Source organism: Methylorubrum thiocyanatum, assembly GCA_014138645.1.
Taxonomy (GTDB): Bacteria; Pseudomonadota; Alphaproteobacteria; order Rhizobiales; family Beijerinckiaceae; genus Methylobacterium; species Methylobacterium thiocyanatum.
Genome location: JACJIB010000007.1, coordinates 139,976 through 157,533, shown reverse-complemented (window position 1 = coordinate 157,533; position 17,558 = coordinate 139,976). Strand labels below are relative to the sequence as shown.

Sequence of the window (17,558 nt, the reverse complement as noted above, 5' to 3'; positions counted from 1 at the left end):
GTCCCGGTGCCGCGACCCGCGAAAAAGAATCAGCTCCAGGGCTTCACGATCGCGAGGATGACGATGCCGATCATCAAGAGCGTCGGCACCTCGTTGATGACGCGGTAGAAGCGCTGGCTGCGGGTGTTGCGGTCGGCGGCGAAGTCCTTGACCGTGCGGGCGAGGAAGCCGTGCACGCCGCTCATCGCCAGCACCAGGGCGAATTTCGCGTGCAGCCAGGGCGCGGCGTAGTAGCCGCTCTGCCACGCGAGCCAGAGCCCGAGGATCCAGGTGACGATCATGGCCGGCGTCATGATCGCCTTGAGCAGGCGCCGCTCCATGACCTTGAAGGTCTCGGACTGCACCCGCGACCCGGCGGGCAGCGCGGCGTGATAGACGAACAGGCGCGGCAGGTAGAGCATCGCCGCCATCCAGGCGATCACCGCGATGACGTGGAAGGCCTTGATCCAGGGGTACGAAGCGTCAAGCACCGGGTGAGGGACTCCGTGAGGGGGACGCCGCGCGCAGGCGCGGCAGAAGTTCTTGGGTGAGAAGCGGCGCGAGCGGCATCGCCGGCTCGCCCGCCGTGTCGTTCAGGGCGAGCCAAGCGGTTTCCTCGATCTCCGCGCCGCAGACCGGGTTCAGGCCGGCCCCGGCCGCCTGCCGGTAGACCGTCGCCTCGACGACGTGGCCCGGCTCGTTGGCGGCCTCCGCCTCGAACCGTCCGAGACGGACCGCCGCCTCCGGATCGAAGGTCAGGCCCAGTTCCTCGCGCAGCTCGCGGGCGAGGCAGGCCGCATCACTCTCACGATCCTCGAACTTGCCGCCGGGCAGCATGAAGCGGCTACTGCCGCGCTTGCGCACCACCAGCAACGCCTCGCCCCCCGCATCCGGCCGCACCAGAGCCAGGGCGGCGACGCGGATGCGGCTCACCGGCCGCCCCGGAGCCGGGCCAGCATCTGCTCGACATGGGCGATCGGCGTCTGCGGGGTGATGCCGTGGCCGAGGTTGAAGATGTGCGGCTGGCCCTCGGTCGCCGCCAGGATGGCGTCCACGGCTGCATCCAGCGCCCGCCCGCCCTCGATCAGCGTCTCGGGGTGGAGATTGCCCTGGGTCACCGTCGTGGCCGGCACACGGCCGCGCAGGGCCGCGAGATCGACCCCCCAATCGACGCCCACGACATCGGCGCCGGTCTCGGGGATGACGCGGGCATGGCCGTCCAGTCCCGAACCGCGGGCGAAGACGATGATCTTGGCGCCCGGCACCTGCGCCCGGATGCCCTCGACCATCCGCGCGATCGGGCCGAGGGAGAAGCGCTTGAGCGCGTCGCCGTCGGCGGAGTCCGGCAGCACGCCGGCATGGGACTCGAAGATCTGCACCGCGTCGGCGCCGGCGCGGAGCTGGCGCACGAGGTATTCGATCTGGACCGTGACCAGCCGGTCGAGCAACGCATCGAGGAGCGCCGGGTCGGAGGCCGCCAGCGCCCGCGCCGGGGCGAGATCCGGCGTGCCGCGCCCGCCGATCATGTAGCTCGCCACCGTCCAGGGCGCGCCGCAGAAGCCGAGCAGCGTGGTCTCATGGGGCAGCGCCCCGCGGATCCGCTCCACCGCCTCGAAGACCGGGGCCAGATGCGAGAAAATCGCCGGGTCGCCCGCTTCGCGCAGGCGTTCGAACTGGGCGCGGCCCTCCAGCGCATCGAGGCGCGGCCCCTCGCCCTCGACGAAGCGCACGTCCTGCCCGAGGGCATGGGGCACCACGAGGATGTCGGAGAACAGGATCGACGCCTCGAAGCCGAAGCGGCGGATCGGCTGCAGCGTCACCTCGGTGGCGAAGGCCGGGTTGTAGCAGAGATCGAGGAAGGAGCCGGCCTCCGCCCGGGTCGCCCGGTATTCCGGCAGGTAGCGGCCGGCCTGGCGCATCATCCAGGCCGGGGGCGGGGAGATCGCCTCTCCCGACATCACCCGCAGCACCGGTCTGTCGGCCGTCTTCGCCATGCCTGAAGCCTGCATCCTGCCTGATTGCCGTTCGAGGGAGACCGGAGAGGTCGCGACCGCGCCATCCCCACCCCGGCCCTTCTCAAAGAAAGAGAGATTCTAGAATCTCTGTTTTTTCTCTTGGACGTTGGATCGTGATGCCGCAAGCGCGTCCACAGGCCCTCCCCACAGCCGCGGCGTTAATCGCCTCTTAACGGATTGGATCTAATGTCCACGATAGGCCAAGCTCACCAGCGGCTTGCGTGGGCCCGTGTGCCCTGATGGCCGTCTCGGTCCCGGATTCTCCCACGGGACCGACTCCACCGTGTGCGCAGGATCACGGTGTTGAGGGAGGAGTCGACGGTTTTCGGGGCAACCCGCCGCCGGGCTCTCGCCGGGCCGGCTTTTCCCCACTTGTCGACTCCTTGGACGCCGATTGGGGATATCGTGCCGGCAAAGTCCCGGTTTTGCGCCTCAAGTCATTGAACGATCTCGCGATGTGATCGGGGAGGGCGCCTCCTTTCCGCGGCGGCGCAGTCCGGATCGCTTCGGCTTCGCCCTACGAGGAGGCCGTGGGCCGTCCTCCCGACGCGCCCGCATCGGAACAAGCGATCCAGACACCGCGACGGCCACGACGACGGGGCTCGAAACGGTCGGCCGGCTTGCGTCGCTTCGCCATCAGTCCGAGGGCCGGCGGCGGACGAACGGCAATTCGGCATCGCCTTCGCGTAAAAAAATGCTCTAAGCATCGCGGTGGGGCGGCCACGCTGCCCTCAGGATCGATGCGTCACGCCAGAGACGGGCCGACGATGAGCCGCAGCTACTTCCATCTCCACCTCGTCTCGGACTCCACCGGCGAGACCCTGATCAATGTCGGGCGCGCGGCGGCGGTGCAGTACGAGGGCATCTCGGCGATCGAGCACGTCTACCCGCTGGTGCGCTCGGGCGCGCAGCTCGAACGGGTGATCTCCGAGATCAAGGCGGCGCCGGGCCTCGTGCTCTACACCCTGGTCGGCCACGAACTGATCGAGCGCCTGGAGGAGGCCTGCCGCGAGACCGGCTCGCCGACGCTCAACGTGCTCCAGCCGGTGCACGCGCTGCTGCGCTCCTATCTCGGCGCGACCTCGACCGAGCGGCCCGGCGCCCAGCACATGCTCAACGCCGAGTACTTCAAGCGCATCGACGCGATGAACTTCACGCTGGCCCACGACGACGGCAACCTGCCGGCCGACCTCGACGAGGCCGACGTGGTGCTGGTCGGCGTCAGCCGCACCTCGAAGACGCCGACCTCGATCTATCTGGCCAACCGCGGCCTCAAGACCGCCAACCTGCCGCTCGTCCCCTCGATGCCGCTGCCGCCGAGCTTCGACCGGGTGAAGAAGGCGCTGATCGTCGGGCTGATCGCCAGCCCCGAGCGCATCGTGCAGATCCGCCAGAACCGCCTGCTCAGCCTCAAGGCCGACGACAACTCGGCCTATGTCGATCGGCAATCGGTCTCCGACGAGATCGCCGCCTCGCGCCGGCTCTGCGCCAAGTACCGCTGGCCGACCATCGACGTGACCCGCCGCTCGATCGAGGAGACGGCCGCCGCGATCCTCGACCTCTACCGTGAGCACCGCCTCAAGTTCATCGCCACTTGAGGACGGGGAATATGGACCGCGCGGTTCTCGCCGCGGCCGATCTGCGCGAGACCGTCCAGGCCGGACGCGGGCGCTGCACCGATCTCAGTCTGTCCTACCGCGACTGGGCGCCCCCGCCCGACCTCATGGTCGGGCAGGTCACGCCGACGCTCCTGCGGGTCTATCACGAGCAGACCATCGTGCTCGGCACGAGCCTGTTCGAGCTGCCGGAGGCGGAGGTGACGGAGGAGGGCGTCATCCTCCTCGACGGCGTGTTCCAGTATGCCAACCAGCTCAACATCTTCCCCGTCAATTTCGAGGGGCATTTCCGCGCGATCGCGGCGCGGCTGTCCGACCTGCGGCGGGTGGATGTCGAGGAGCCGGTCGTGCTGCTGACCGGCATGGGCCACCAGATGTACGGTCACTGGCTGGTCGATTTCCTGCCCAAGCTCTTCCTGCTCGACCGGGCCGGCCACGACATCACCCGCCTGCGCTACCTCCTGCCCGCCGACACGCCGGATTTCGCCCGCATCTGGCTCGGCCTTCTCGGCATCGGCGCGGATCGGCTCGTCGTCTACGACCGCACGCGGGATCGGGTCGCGTGCCGCCGCCTCCTCGTGCCGACGGCCTTGCGCTTCGTCAGCCGCGCCTCGCCGCTGATGCGGCAGGCCCGCCGCTTCCTCCTCGATCGCGCGGCGCCCGGCTCACGCTGGCGGTTCGGCCGCCGACGCGAGCGGCAGGGAACGGAGAAAATCCTGATCTCCCGCTCGGACAATGCCGACACCCGGAACCGCCGGACGCTCGCCGAGCGTGCCCGCTTCGAGGAGACGGCTTTGGCCCGCGGCTTCACGCCGGTCCGGCCCGAGCGGTTGAGCGTGCCCGAGCAGATCGCGCTGTTCCGCTCCGCCGGCACCATCGTCGGCGAGTACGGTTCCGGGCTGCACGGTTCGCTGTTCGCGCCCCCAGGCACCACCGTGGTGGCGTTGCGCGACAACGGGCTCGAACTCGGCTTCCTGCAAAGCTCGATCGACCACACGCTGGGCCATGCCGGCGGCTACGTGATCGGCTCGGGCCGCTCGGAGGAGGGGTTCTTCTCCGTGGCGCCGGAGGATATCGACTTCCTGTTCGACTGGCTCGACTGGCGCGGCCTGCGCTGACGGGATTTTCTTCGACGTGAACGCCCCTGCTCTCTGGCGCGCACCCGCGCCGCTCCTCCTCGCCTCGGCGAGCGCCACCCGGCGCGACCTCCTCGCGAGCGCGGGCCTGCCGGTCGAGACGGCTCCTGCGCGGATCGACGAGCGCGCGCTCGAAGCCGAGGGCGGCGCCCTGGCCCCGCTGGAGCTGGCGCGCCGGCTCGCCCGGGCCAAGGCGGAAGAGGTGGCGGCCCGCCATCCCGGCCGCGTCGTGATCGGCGCCGACCAAGTGCTCGAATGCGAGGGACGCGTGTTCCACAAGCCCGCCGACCTCGCGGCCGCGCACGCCCATCTCGCCCGGCTACAGGGCCGGACCCACCAACTGCATTCGGCGGTGGCGATCACGAGGGACGGTGCGGCCGAGGATTTCGTCGAAACCGCGCGGCTGACTATGCGACCCCTCGATGCGGCGGCGATCGACGCCTATCTGCGGCTCGCGGGTGCGGCGGTCACCACCTCGGTCGGCGCCTACCAACTCGAAGGGCTCGGCATCCACCTGTTCGAACGGGTCGAGGGCGACCACTCGACGATCCTCGGCCTGCCGCTGACGCCGCTCCTCGCCCGGCTGCGGGGCATGGGCCTGCTGGCGTTCTGACGACGGGGGCACGATGCAGGACGACCACGGTCACACCCATCACGCGCAGGGCCACGATCATGCCAGGCATGATCACGCCCATTCCCACTCTCATGGGTTCGGGCATGCCCATGGAGCCGGGCACGTCCACACCCCGAAAAATTTCGGGCCGGCCTTCGCCATCGGCATCGCGCTGAATCTCGGCTTCGTCGGCGTCGAGGCGCTCTACGGCTGGCTGTCGAACTCCATGGCGCTGGTGGCCGATGCCGGCCACAATCTCTCCGACGTGCTGGGGCTCGTCGCCGCCTGGATCGCCGCGGTGCTGGTCAGGCGCGCGCCCACGGCGCGCTTCACCTACGGCCTGCGCGGCTCCTCGATCCTGGCCGCCTTGTTCAACGCGGTGCTGCTGCTGGTCGCCACCGGCGGCATCATCGTCGAGGCGGTGCAGCGCCTCCTCGAACCCGCGCCGGTCGCCGGCACCACGGTGATGATCGTGGCCGGTATCGGCATCCTCATCAACGGCTTCACCGCGTGGCTGTTCGCCTCCGGCGCTCAGGGTGACATCAACATCCGCGGCGCCTACCTGCACATGATGGCGGATGCAGTGGTCTCGGTCGGCGTGGTGCTCGCCGGCCTCGTCATCCTCGCCACCGGCTTCGACTGGATCGACCCGCTGGTGAGTCTGGCCATCGCCGTGCTCATCATCGTCGCCACCTGGGGGCTCCTGCGCGACAGCGTGGCGATGTCGCTCGCGGCGGTGCCGCCGGGCATCGACCCGGAGGCGGTGCGCGCCCATCTCGCCGCCCGCCCCGGCGTGCGCGGGCTGCACGACCTGCACATCTGGTCGATGAGCACCACCGAAGTCGCTCTCACCGCGCACCTCGTGGTGGCCGGCGGGGCTCCCGACCGCCACTTCCTCAAGGACACGGCGGACACGCTGCGCGCGCGATTCGGCATCCATCACGCCACGCTCCAGATCGAGATCGAGGGCGAGACCGCCTGCACGCTGGCGAAGGACTGCGTCGCGTGATTTCTTTCGACTTTCCCGGCAGGACCTCATGACAGCCAGGGCCTTCGTCGTCGGCCACCCGATCCGGCATTCCCGCTCGCCGCTGATCCACGGCCACTGGCTCGCCGAGCACGGGCTCGCCGGCACCTACGAGCGCCTCGACGTGGCGCCGGACGACTTCGCGGCGTTCTTTCGCGCACTGCCCGCCTCGGGATTCGCCGGCGGCAACGTCACGATCCCGCACAAGGAGGCGGCCTTCCGCCTCGCCGATTCCCTGACGGAGCGCGCGAAAAAGATCGGGGCGGTGAACACGCTGATCGTCGAGGGCGGCCGGGTGCGCGGCGACAACACCGATGCGCCGGGCTTCATCGCCCATCTCGACCAGAGTCTCGGGGAAGGCTGGCCCGAGCGGACCGGCGGGACCGCCCTCGTGCTCGGCGCGGGCGGCGCGGCGCGAGCCATCGTCGTCGGGCTGGTGGAGCGGGGGATGCGGGTCCGGGTCGCCAACCGCAGCCCCGAGCGGGCGCGGGCACTCGCCGAACTCGATCCCGGCCATGTCGAGGCGCTCGCCTGGGAGGCGGTGCCGGCGGCGCTCTCCGAGACCGGGCTCCTCGTCAACACGACTTCGCTGGGCATGGCCGGTCACCCGCCGCTCGCGCTCGACCTCGCGCCGCTTCCCGAACGCGCGGCGGTGGCCGACATCGTCTACGTGCCGCTGGAGACACCGCTGCTCGCCGCGGCGCGGGCGCGCGGGCTCGCGGCGGTGGACGGGCTCGGCATGCTGCTGCACCAGGCGGTGCCGGGTTTCTTCGCGTGGTTCGGCCTGCGCCCCGAGGTGACGCCGGAACTGCGTGAGAAAATCGTCGCGGATCTCGTCGCGCGATGAGTGCGACCGATCAACCCCGCCGTCCCTTGGTGCTCGGCCTCACCGGCTCGATCGGCATGGGCAAGTCGGCCACCGCCGCGATGTTCGCCGCCCGAGGCGTGCCGGTCCACGACTCGGACGCGGCGGTCCATGCCCTCTACGGGCCGGGCGGCGCGGCGGCGCGTGCGATCGGCGCGGCCTTTCCGGGCAGCCTGACGTCGGAGGGCGGCGTCGACCGCCCGGCGCTGCGCGCGGCGGTGCTCGGGGATTCCGAAAAGCTCGCCCGGCTGGAGGCGATCGTGCACCCGCTGGTCCAGGCCGAGAGCCGGGCCTTCCTCGCCCGCAACGCCGGGGCGCCCCTCGTCGTCCTCGACATCCCGCTCCTGTTCGAGACCGGCGCCGACGCCCGCTGCGACGCGGTGCTCGTCGTCACCGCCCCGCCCGAGATCCAGCGCGCCCGGGTGCTCGCCCGCCCCGGCATGACCGAGGACGCCTTCGAGGCGATCCGCGCCAAGCAGATGCCGGACGCCGAGAAGCGGCCACGGGCAGACTATGTGATCGACACGAGCCGCGGGTTCGAACACGCGGAAGCGGAGGTGGGGCGGATCGTCGAGGAATTGACAACCCAAGCCATTTCTTCCGCATGAGAGGCCTCAGCACGCGCCAAGCGTAGCAGCGATTTAACAGTCTCTTAACTAGATTGGTGCAAACTGCCGATTAAAGGGTTTCTTAAGGCTGATTTGCAAAAATCATCTCCAATTTTTTGGGAGATGATTCGCCATGTCGAAGCGCCTTGAGGCGATGCGGGCCAATCCGAAGGCCGGGTGGACCATCTCGGACGTCAAAGCGATTTGCTCGGAGTTTGGCATCGAGTGCCGTCCTGCTCGTGGCGGCGGCTCACATTTCGGGATTGCTCACCCGACGCAGCGCGAGAAGTTGACCATTCCGGCGAAGAGACCCATCAAACCCATCTACATCCGCGACCTCGTTCGGTTCATCGACAGAGTTAGAGACGCTCCATGGACGAACTCACCTATCCGGTCGTGATCACGCCTCTCACAGCTGACGACGGTGGCGGATTTGCTGCCACGGTGCCCGATCTCCCCGGATGCATGTCCGATGGCGAGACCCCGGAGGAAGCGCTTCGGAACGTGCGCGAGGCGATCGATGCCTGGATCGAGATGGCGCGCGAACTTGGCCACGGAATCCCGGAGCCCACGCACACGCCCTTACGCGCTGTCGGTTGATCGAGTCGGACCTGTGTGATCGAGCGCGCGACGACGGATCAACTCCCGCGACGTGCGCGGCATCCGTCGCATGTCTTCCGGAGTCAAAGGTTGCGCATCGGGATCGGCCAGTGCCGCCGTGTGCCGCGCCTTATCTGACATGGCGTCGAACCGGCTCCAGTCGTGCTCGGACTTATCAGGCTTTTTCATCATGGTCGTTCCGCCACGGGTACGGCTGAGTAGGGTCGCGCTTTGAGAAGCGGTGCGCCGACTTGCCCGCCTCGGTAACGCTTTCCAGCCAGAATGGCCCACCACACTCCGCCCGCCAGCCACGGAACCCCAAAAACATGCTGCGCGAGATCGTCCTCGACACCGAGACCACCGGCACGGATGCCAAGAACGGCGACCGGCTGATCGAGATCGGCTGCGTCGAGCTGATCAACCACGTCCAGACCGGAAAATTCTACCACCAGCTCATCAACCCGCAGCGGGCGGTGTCCGAGGGGGCGTTCGCGGTCCACGGCATCTCGGACGCGATGCTCGCCGACAAGCCGGTCTTCGCCGACGTGGTCGATGCCTTCGTCGCCTTCTGCGGCGATGCGCGGCTGGTGATCCACAACGCGCCCTTCGACGTCGGCTTCCTCAATATGGAGTTCGCCCGGCTCGGGCCCGCCGCCCCGAAGGCGATTCCGTTGGAGGATGTCGTCGACACCCTGCTGCTCGCCCGCCGCAAGCATCCGGGCGCGGCCAACAACCTCGATGCCCTGTGCAACCGCTACGGCGTCGACACCACCCGCCGGGTCAAGCATGGCGCGCTCCTCGACGCGCAGATCCTGGCCGAGGTCTATGTCGAGCTGCTGGGCGGCAAGCAGACCAGCCTGGGGCTCAGCATCGCCGAACCGGCCGAGGCCATCGCGATCGAGAGCGCGGCCGATTCGGGTCCGGTCGGCCCGCGGCCGATGCGCAGCCGGCTCACGGAGAGCGAGCGCCTGCGGCATGACAGCTTTGTCGAAAGCCTCGGAACAAACGCCGTCTGGCGGGAATACTTGGAGCCATGAGCTGACGATCGTTTCGGGAGACGGCGTTAAGTCCTTCTCCGGACGCCGTCTTCGGCAACACGCCACGCTGCGCCCGGTGAAGGGCGCGCCGCGGGACGGCCCGCCCCTCACCTGCGTCCCGACACCGCCATTGCTGCAATGCAAAAACTTTCATCTTGCGGCGCAGCATGAGCCTTCCCATACCTTCCTCATGGCCATCCCCCTGGATGGCGTCGGGATGGATGGTGTCGCGATGGACGGCGCAGGGATAGGCGCGATGATGGACGTGATGCCGGAGACCCGGCCGCAGACTCCGATCACGATGCGGTTCGGGCCCAGACCCGCCGATCACGAGAAGATCACGGTCAATCTCGGCTTCGTCGATCTCGGCCATGTCGATCTGCTCGTCTCGGAGGGCGTCTACGCCAACCGCAGCGACTTCATCCGCACGGCGGTCCGCAACCAGATCGAGCGGCACGCCGACATCACCCGCCAGTCGGTCGCCCGCAAACCCATCGAGGTCGGCCTGCGCCGCTACGGCCGGACCGAGCTGGAGGCGGCGCGGGCGGCGGGGGCGCGGCTCGACATCCGCGTCCTCGGGCTCGCCGTCATCGCCGACGACGTTCCCCCCGACCTCGCCAGCACCGCGATCGCCTCGATCGAAGTGCTCGGCAGCCTCCAGGCGAGCCCCGCCGTGAAGCGGGCGCTGGCCGACCGCCTGCTCTGAACCCCCGGAAACCTCCGACGCCGGAGGGATCCTCCCCCTCGTGACCCGCTGCGCTCGCGCGCGCCCGTCGCCGACCCGGAAAGCGAGACCCGCATGACCGACCGTCACAATGCCTTCCTCTCCGACATGGCGGAAGCCACCCGCCTGACCCAGTCCGGGCGGCTGGGAGAGGCGACCGCCCTGATCCAGCGCAGGCTCGGTGTCCCGGGCCGCTCCCCCGAAGGCGCGCCGCCGGCCGACGCCTCGGCGGGGCCGCACGCGGTCCCGCGGCTCGAAGGCCCGGCGGCCCGGCTCGGAACGGAGGCGGCTGCGGCGACGGGCCATGAGGCGCTGATCCCCGAGCGGCTGCGCGAGAACATCGACCAGATGATGCAGGGCCTGCGCACGCTCGCCCCCTCCCTGCGCGGACTGGTGGGCGGTGGTCTCCACGCGCCCAAGCCCAGCGGCCTCGAACCCGGCGGCCTCGAACCCGAGGGCGTCGAGACCGAAGGCGGCCAGTTCGTCGAGCGCAGCTTCTCCAACGCGGCGGGCGCGCGGGACTACAAGCTGTTCATCCCGAGCCCGCGCAGCGGGCCGCGCCCCCTCCTCGTGATGCTGCACGGCTGCACGCAGTCGCCGGACGATTTCGCGGCGGGCACGCGCATGAACGCGCTCGCCGAGGAGGAGGGGATCTACGTCGTCTATCCCCGCCAATCGAGCCGGGCCAACGCGCAGAGGTGCTGGAACTGGTTCGAGCCCGGCGACCAGGGCCGGGAGATGGGTGAGGCCGGCATCGTCGCCGGGCTCGTCCGCGCGATCTGCACCGAGCATCCGATCGACCGCTCTCGCATCTACATCGCCGGGCTCTCGGCGGGCGGGGCGGCAGCGGCCAACATCGCCCGGGCCTATCCCGACCTGTTCGCCGGCCTCGGCGTCCATTCGGGGCTGGCCGCGGGCTGCGCCCGCGATTTGCCTTCGGCGCTCTCGGCGATGCGGGTCGGCGCACCGGGGGCGGCGGAGCCCGGCGGGGCCGCCGGCTTCGGCGCCGGCGCGGTGACGCAGAACCTGCGGGTGCCGACCATCGTCTTCCACGGCGAGGGCGACGGCACCGTCCACCCTCGCAACGCCGATGCCGTGCTGGCGCAGGCCGGCATCGACGCCCTGACGCCGCGGCGGGAGCGCGGGAGCAGCGGCCGCCACAGCTATACCCGCACCCGCTACGCCGACGAGACGGGCCGGGTGCAGGTCGAGGCGTGGTCGGTCCAGGGGGCGGGCCATGCGTGGTTGGGCGGCAGCCCGGAGGGCAGCTACACCGACCCGAGCGGACCGGACGCCTCCCGGGCGATGCTCGACTTCTTCCTCGGCCACAGCCTGCCCGGCGGGCGGGGCTGAGCCCTCAGCGCGCAGCCAGCGCCGCCGCGAGCCCGTCGGGGAAGAGGGCGGCGCCGTCCGGCAGGGCGTCCGGACGGAGCCAGCGCGCGGTGCAGGCCGTGCCGTCGTCCTCGCAGAATCGGATCACGTTGCGGTCGTAGAGGGCCGCGTCGTGGAGGCGGATATCGGCGGCGAACACGATCTCGTGGCCCAGCGCGCCTTCGTGCCGATAGATGTTCTCGAACACCGTCCAGGGCGCGACGATCGTCACGCCGCAGCCCAGCTCCTCCTGGAATTCCCGTTCCAGGGCCTGCTCGCGGGTCTCGCCGAAGGCGACGCTGCCGCCCGGCGGACGCAGGCCCTTGATCCGACCCTGATCGTCGAGGACGTCGACGGCCAGCAGCGCGTCCCCGCGCCAAGCCAGTCCGATCACCTTGACGCGGATCGCTTGCGGCGGGCGCCACGTCGTCATTGCTTCGTCGTCATTGCTTGTCGTCCCTCTGGTTCGCCTGTTGGCGAGGGCGGGCGCGGCATCCTATTCGCCCGGCTCCCGCGCCGCGGCATCGGCCAGAGCCTGTCGGAAGGACTCCCATTCCGCCGGCTCGACCGCAAGCGTCACCGCCGGCGGGCGCGGCAGCACGAGGGCAGCGGCGAGGTCGCCGGCGGCGAGGCTCAGGCCCTGGTACTGCGCGAAATTCGCGAAGGTGACGCCGAACCCCGGTGGCCTCGCCTCGACGCTGCCGACGGCGAGAAGTTCGAGCGGCACGGTGAGGCCGCAGCGCAGGGCCTTGGAGAGGGCTTCCTTCAGGCACCACAACCGGGTCAGCCGCTCAGCCTCCGGCGCGTCGAGGCGGGTGGCGAGGTTTCGCCGCTCGGCCGCCGTGGTCTGGCGCGTCAGCAGCGCGACGTTGGCCGGCCGGATCCGCTCCAGATCGATTCCCATCGGACAGGCTTCGGGGAAGGCGACCGCCACCGCGACCGGACCGGCATGGGACAGGCTGATGCCGAGATTGTCGATGCTCCCACCGGACAGAACCGGCTGTTCCAGCACGCCGGGCCGGATCGCCAGGGAACGCGGGTCGAGGTCGGGCCGGAGCGCGGCGAGTGCGCATTTGGCCGCGTAGCGCCCGATCAGCACGCCGTGGCGGCGGCGGGCGTGGAGGCGGTCGGTGAGGAGCACCTCCTCGTCCGCGTGGAGGAAGCCGCCGCGATGCGCGTCGAGCCAGTCGAGCGGCGCGCTCGCCAGCGCGAGCACGGCCTGCCGCGGGCCGGTCCGCGGCGCGTCGAGACCGAGGTGCAGGCTCCGCACCAGCGGGATAGCCCCCGGTCCTGCCGCGCTTTCGGCGCTTTCCTCACCCGTCATGGCCGCCCGCCCGCATCACCGGCATGAGCCAAGAAGGAAACGCGCCCTGTCCGCAAGGCGAAAGCTCACTCTCGTCGCCCTCGTCGTGAGCGGCCTGTCGAGCGGCCCGCCCGCCGCCGCCGAGGCTCCTTCCGCCCGGATCGCCGAGGCCGTGGAGCGGGCCTACCGCCCGCTCCTGAAGGAATACGACGTGCCCGGCCTCGCCGTCGCGGTAACGCGGGACGGGCAATCCGCCGTCTTCACCTTCGGGCTCGCCGACCGGGAGGGGCAGCGTCCGGTGACGCAGGACACGCTGTTCGAGATCGGCTCGGTCAGCAAGACGTTCACGGCGACGCTCGCCGCCTATGCCCGGGCGCTCGGCCGGCTCTCGCTGGAGGATGCGCCGGGCCGGTTCCTGCCGTCGCTGCGGGGCAGCGCCCTCGACCGCGTCAGCCTGCTCGAACTCGGCACCTACACCGCCGGCGGCCTGCCGCTGCAATTTCCCGACGACGTCGCCGAGGAGGCGGCGATGATCGCCTGGTTCCGGGACTGGCAGCCCTCCGCCCCGCCGGGCACGCAGCGGCGCTACTCCAATCCGAGCCTCGGCCTGTTCGGAGCCGCGGCGGCGGCGGCGCTCGGCGGCAATTTCACGGACCTAATGGAAACGCGGCTGTTTCCGAAGCTCGGCCTGAGGAACACCTTCATCCGTATCCCTGAGGCTGAGATGGACCGCTATGCCTGGGGCTACGGCAAGGGCGACCGGCCGATCCGGGTCAATCCGGGCGTCCTCGATGCCGAGGCCTACGGCGTCAAATCCAGCGCCGCCGACATGATCCGCTTCGTCGAGGCCAATCTCGATCCCGGCCGCCTCGAGCCGCCGCTGCGGCAGGCGGTCGAGGGCACCCATGTCGGGTATTTTCGGGTTGGCGCGATGGTGCAGGGCCTTGGCTGGGAGCAATACCCCTACCCGGTCTCGCTGGAGCGTCTTCAGGCCGGCCATGCCCCGGCCATGACGCTAGAGGCGCAACCCGCCGCGCGGCTCGATCCGCCGCAGGCGCCGGGCGGGCCGACACTCTTCAACAAGACCGGCTCCACCAACGGCTTCGGCGCCTACGTCGCCTTCGTGCCGGACAAGCGCATCGGCCTCGTCATGCTGGCCAACCGCGCGGTGCCGATCCCGGCGCGTATCGCGGCAGCCCACGCGGTGCTGGAGGTGCTGGCGGAAGCCCCCTGATGCCTCAGCGCTCCCGGTCGGTGCGGAAGGCGTGCGGCACCCGCGCCATGCCGATCGCCTCGTAATAACCCTCGACGCCCGGTGCGGCGGTGAGCAGCAGGGAAGTCTCGGGACCAGCCGCCGCCCGTGTCTCGGCGATGAGCCGGCGGCCGATGCCGCGGCCCTGGCAGTCGCGGGCGACCGCGAGGTCGGAGAGATAGGCGCAGAAGGCGAAGTCGGTCAGCGTGCGCGCGACACCGACGAGGCGCCCGCCGAGGCGGGCGGTGACGATCAGGTCGGAGGCCCGCAGGATCCGGTCGAGCCGCTCCAGATATTCGGCCGGCCGCCGCGGCGCGAGGCCGGATTCGACGAGGATGCCCTGAAAGGCCTCCGCGTCGAGATCCGGCTCCAGCCCGTAGACGACCGGGTCGCTCACGCCGGACGCCTCACGCCTCGGTGGCGAAACGGCCGTGGCAGTGCTTGTACTTCTTGCCCGAGCCGCAGGGGCAGGGCTCGTTGCGGCCGACCCGGCCCCAGGTGGAGGGGTCGTCCGGCTTGCGCTCCAGCACGGCCGTGTCCGCCGAGAGGTCGCGCGCGGCAAAGCCGTAGGCACCGCCCGCGCCCCCCTCGCTGCCCGAGCCGGCAAGGGCGAACTCGTTCTCGCCGGTGGCCGGGTCGCGGTGCTCGGGGAACATCGGCGGCAGTTGCGGCTCGCCGAAACCAGCCGCCTCGAAACCGCCCTCGCCGAAACCCTCCGGCTGCTGGTGCATGATCTCGACATGGGCGAGCTGGGCGGTGACCTGCTCGCGGAGCGCCGTGACGAGGCCGTTGAACAGCTCGAACGCCTCCGACTTGTACTCGTTCAGCGGGTCGCGCTGGGCGAAGCCGCGCCAGCCGACCACCTGCCGCAGATGGTCGAGGGAGACGAGGTGCTCGCGCCAGAGGTGGTCGAACACCTGCAGCACCACCTGCTTCTCGACATAGGCCATCACCTCCGCGCCGTTGCGCTCGACGCGGGCGGCATAGGATTCGTCGGAGGCCTTGCGCAGGCGCTCGCGGATCTCCTCGTCGGCGATGCCCTCTTCCTTGACCCATTCCTCGACCGGAAGATCGAGGTTGAGCACGTCGAGGGCGCGGGCTTTGAGCCCTTCCGCGTCCCACTGCTCGGCATAGGCATTCTCGGGGATGTGCACGGCCACGAGGTCGTCGATCACGCCGTGGCGCATCTCGTCGACGGTCTCGCGCACGCTGTCCTGGCCCATCAGGTCGCGGCGCTGCTCGAACACGACCTTGCGCTGGTCGTTCATGACGTTGTCGTATTTGAGCACGTTCTTGCGCATGTCGAAGTTGCGCGCTTCGACCTTCTGCTGCGCCTTCTCGATCGCCTTGTTGATCCAGGGGTGGATGATCGCCTCGCCCTGCTCCAGGCCGAGGCGCTGCAGCATCCCGTCCATGCGGTCGGACCCGAAGATGCGCATCAGGTCGTCCTTGAGGGACAGGTAGAACTTCGAGCGTCCCGGATCGCCCTGGCGGCCGGAGCGGCCGCGGAGCTGGTTGTCGATGCGCCGCGACTCGTGGCGCTCGGTGCCGATGATGTAGAGGCCGCCCGGCAGGTCCTTCTTGCGGCCCGCCTCCGGATCGGCCTTCTCGCCCGAGGCCAGCACCTTGGCGCGGTTTTCGGCGATCTCGGCCTTCAGCGCCGCGATGGCGGCGTCGCGCTCTGGCCCCTCGCCGAGATGCCCGAGTTCCTTCTCGATGCGCATTTCGAGGTTGCCGCCGAGTTTGATGTCGGTGCCGCGGCCGGCCATGTTGGTGGCGATGGTGATCGCGCCCGGCACCCCGGCCTCCGCCACGATGTAGGCCTCCTGCTCGTGGAAGCGGGCGTTGAGCACGGCAAACCGCTTCGTCACCCGGTTCTCGCGGGCGGCGGCGTAGACGTCGGTGAGCGCGTTCGGGTCGGAATAATCGAGCAGGGTGTAGCCGGCCTTCTTGAGCAGCTCGCCGATCAGCTCCGACTTCTCGATCGAGCCGGTGCCGACCAGGACCGGCTGCAGGCGGCTATGCGCCTTGTCGATCTCCTTGATGATCGCCTCGTACTTCTCCTCGACGGTGCGGTAGACCTCGTCGTCCTCGTCGACGCGCTCGATCTCCTTGTTGGTCGGGATGTCGACCACGTCGAGCTTGTAGATCTCGGCGAACTCGTCGGCCTCGGTCGAGGCGGTGCCCGTCATGCCGGCGAGCTTCTTGTAGAGGCGGAAGTAGTTCTGGAAGGTGATCGAGGCCAGCGTCTGGTTCTCGGGCTGGATCGTCACCCGCTCCTTGGCCTCCAGTGCTTGGTGCAGGCCTTCCGAGTAGCGCCGGCCCTGCATCATGCGGCCGGTGAACTCGTCGATGATGACGACCTCGTCGTTCTTGACGATGTAGTCCTTGTCGAGCGTGAACAGAGTGTGGGCGCGCAGCGCCTGGTTCACGTGGTGGACGAGGGTGACGTTGTGGGCGTCGTAGAGGTCGCCCTCCTTGAGGATGCCGGCCTCGCGCAGGGCCTCCTCGATGAACTCGTTGCCGGCCTCCGTCAGCGAGACCTGGCGCTGCTTCTCGTCGAGATCGTAATGCTCGGGCAGCAATTGCGGCATGATCCCGTCGACCGCAACGTAGAGCTCCGAGCGGTCATCGACGGGGCCGGAGATGATGAGCGGCGTGCGCGCCTCGTCGATGAGGATCGAATCGACCTCGTCGACGATGGCGAAGTGGTGCCCCCGCTGCGTCATCTGCGAGAGCTCGTACTTCATGTTGTCGCGAAGATAGTCGAAGCCGAACTCGTTGTTGGTGCCGTAGGTGATGTCGCAGGCATACGCCTCCTTGCGCTGCCCGTCGTCGAGCCCGTGCACGATGGTGCCGACGGTGAGACCCAGGAAGCGGTAGACCCGGCCCATCCACTCCGCGTCGCGCGAGGCGAGGTAGTCGTTGACGGTGACGACGTGGACGCCCTTGCCCTCCAGCGCGTTGAGGTAGACCGGCAGCGTCGCCACCAGGGTCTTGCCCTCGCCGGTCTTCATCTCCGAGATGCCGCTCTCGTGCAGCACCATGCCGCCGATCATCTGCACGTCGAAATGGCGCTGGCCGAGCACGCGCTTGGCCGCCTCGCGCACCGTGGCGAAGGCGGGGACGAGAAGGTCGTCGAGGCGGGTGCCGGCGGCGAGCTGATCGCGGAAGGCTTGCGTGCGGGCACGCAGCTGCTCGTCGGACAGCGCGCTGATTTCCGGTTCGAGCGCATTGATGGCCGCGACGCGAGGGCGAAAACCCTTGACGCGGCGGTCGTTGGACGAGCCGAAAATCTTCTTGGCGAGGGCACCGAGCATCGTGAACCTGCGGTCGTGAGGTCGTCGCGGGCGGCATTGTCAGGTGCCGCCGGCCTGCATGGGGCGGGCTTATAGAGGTAAATATCCGCAGG

18 protein-coding genes are annotated in these 17,558 nt (G+C 69.7%); 11 read left to right on the top strand and 7 right to left on the bottom strand.

Features of this window, described 5'->3' with window-relative positions; genetic code table 11:
* Positions 1 to 29 precede the first annotated feature (29 nt).
* Genes hemJ through hemE form a run of 3 tightly spaced genes read right to left on the bottom strand, consistent with a single transcriptional unit; the run spans position 30 to position 1,973 of the window.
* Positions 30 to 470, bottom strand: coding sequence for a protoporphyrinogen oxidase HemJ (gene hemJ / locus HNR51_RS19510; RefSeq protein WP_012453410.1), 441 nt, complete (start codon positions 468 to 470; stop codon positions 30 to 32).
* Complete coding sequence (locus HNR51_RS19505) at positions 463 to 912, bottom strand: NUDIX hydrolase (RefSeq protein WP_182556088.1); 450 nt, start codon at positions 910 to 912, stop codon at positions 463 to 465. Before HNR51_RS19505 ends, hemJ begins: the two co-directional genes overlap by 8 nt.
* Positions 909 to 1,973 (bottom strand): uroporphyrinogen decarboxylase, encoded by a 1,065-nt coding sequence (gene hemE / locus HNR51_RS19500; RefSeq protein WP_239681425.1) that lies wholly within the window; start codon positions 1,971 to 1,973, stop codon positions 909 to 911. Before hemE ends, HNR51_RS19505 begins: the two co-directional genes overlap by 4 nt.
* A 788-nt stretch (positions 1,974 to 2,761) precedes the next feature.
* Between hemE and HNR51_RS19495 the strand changes: the two genes are divergently transcribed.
* From HNR51_RS19495 to HNR51_RS19450, 10 genes are all read left to right on the top strand, one after another.
* The gene (locus tag HNR51_RS19495; protein ID WP_141950930.1) at positions 2,762 to 3,592 is read left to right on the top strand and encodes a pyruvate, water dikinase regulatory protein; all 831 of its coding nucleotides are present in this window, start codon (positions 2,762 to 2,764) and stop codon (positions 3,590 to 3,592) included.
* 11 nt (positions 3,593 to 3,603) lie between these two features.
* Positions 3,604 to 4,728, top strand: a complete 1,125-nt coding sequence (locus HNR51_RS19490; protein ID WP_182556086.1) for a glycosyltransferase family 61 protein — start codon at positions 3,604 to 3,606, stop codon at positions 4,726 to 4,728.
* A gap of 16 nt (positions 4,729 to 4,744) precedes the next feature.
* Complete coding sequence (locus HNR51_RS19485) at positions 4,745 to 5,359, top strand: Maf family protein (RefSeq protein ID WP_182556085.1); 615 nt, start codon at positions 4,745 to 4,747, stop codon at positions 5,357 to 5,359.
* A 13-nt stretch (positions 5,360 to 5,372) separates the two neighbouring features.
* On the top strand, positions 5,373 to 6,368 hold the full coding sequence (locus HNR51_RS19480) for a cation diffusion facilitator family transporter (RefSeq protein WP_182556084.1): 996 nt from the start codon (positions 5,373 to 5,375) through the stop codon (positions 6,366 to 6,368).
* 28 nt (positions 6,369 to 6,396) lie between these two features.
* A complete protein-coding gene (locus tag HNR51_RS19475) occupies positions 6,397 to 7,233 on the top strand; it encodes a shikimate dehydrogenase (RefSeq protein ID WP_141950926.1) in 837 nt (278 codons plus the stop codon).
* Complete coding sequence (coaE, locus tag HNR51_RS19470) at positions 7,230 to 7,859, top strand: dephospho-CoA kinase (RefSeq protein ID WP_182556083.1); 630 nt, start codon at positions 7,230 to 7,232, stop codon at positions 7,857 to 7,859. Before HNR51_RS19475 ends, coaE begins: the two co-directional genes overlap by 4 nt.
* 372 nt (positions 7,860 to 8,231) lie before the next feature.
* Positions 8,232 to 8,459 carry a type II toxin-antitoxin system HicB family antitoxin gene (locus HNR51_RS19465; protein ID WP_182556082.1) on the top strand — a complete coding sequence of 76 codons (228 nt, stop codon included), beginning with the start codon at positions 8,232 to 8,234 and terminating at the stop codon, positions 8,457 to 8,459.
* A gap of 326 nt (positions 8,460 to 8,785) precedes the next feature.
* Positions 8,786 to 9,496, top strand: coding sequence for a DNA polymerase III subunit epsilon (dnaQ, locus tag HNR51_RS19460; RefSeq protein ID WP_182556081.1), 711 nt, complete (start codon positions 8,786 to 8,788; stop codon positions 9,494 to 9,496).
* 256 nt (positions 9,497 to 9,752) lie between these two features.
* A complete protein-coding gene (locus tag HNR51_RS19455; protein ID WP_012453399.1) occupies positions 9,753 to 10,202 on the top strand; it encodes a CopG family transcriptional regulator in 450 nt (149 codons plus the stop codon).
* Positions 10,203 to 10,295: 93 nt separating this feature from the next.
* Complete coding sequence (locus HNR51_RS19450) at positions 10,296 to 11,573, top strand: extracellular catalytic domain type 1 short-chain-length polyhydroxyalkanoate depolymerase (protein WP_012453398.1); 1,278 nt, start codon at positions 10,296 to 10,298, stop codon at positions 11,571 to 11,573.
* 4 nt (positions 11,574 to 11,577) lie between these two features.
* Here the strand turns inward: HNR51_RS19450 and HNR51_RS19445 are convergent, their stop codons facing one another.
* Positions 11,578 to 12,024, bottom strand: coding sequence for an NUDIX hydrolase (locus tag HNR51_RS19445; RefSeq protein ID WP_182556080.1), 447 nt, complete (start codon positions 12,022 to 12,024; stop codon positions 11,578 to 11,580).
* A gap of 63 nt (positions 12,025 to 12,087) precedes the next feature.
* Entirely contained in the window at positions 12,088 to 12,861 is a 774-nt protein-coding gene (locus tag HNR51_RS19440) for a 4'-phosphopantetheinyl transferase family protein (RefSeq protein ID WP_239681423.1), read from the bottom strand.
* A 100-nt stretch (positions 12,862 to 12,961) separates the two neighbouring features.
* Between HNR51_RS19440 and ampC the strand changes: the two genes are divergently transcribed.
* Positions 12,962 to 14,128, top strand: a complete 1,167-nt coding sequence (gene ampC, locus HNR51_RS19435; protein ID WP_182556201.1) for a class C beta-lactamase — start codon at positions 12,962 to 12,964, stop codon at positions 14,126 to 14,128.
* A 4-nt stretch (positions 14,129 to 14,132) separates the two neighbouring features.
* On the opposite strand, the gene HNR51_RS19430 is transcribed toward ampC, so the two are convergent.
* Both HNR51_RS19430 and secA read right to left on the bottom strand, forming a co-directional pair.
* Positions 14,133 to 14,543, bottom strand: a complete 411-nt coding sequence (locus HNR51_RS19430) for a GNAT family N-acetyltransferase (protein WP_182556078.1) — start codon at positions 14,541 to 14,543, stop codon at positions 14,133 to 14,135.
* Positions 14,544 to 14,553: 10 nt separating this feature from the next.
* Positions 14,554 to 17,466, bottom strand: coding sequence for a preprotein translocase subunit SecA (secA, locus tag HNR51_RS19425; protein WP_012453393.1), 2,913 nt, complete (start codon positions 17,464 to 17,466; stop codon positions 14,554 to 14,556).
* Positions 17,467 to 17,558 lie beyond the last annotated feature (92 nt).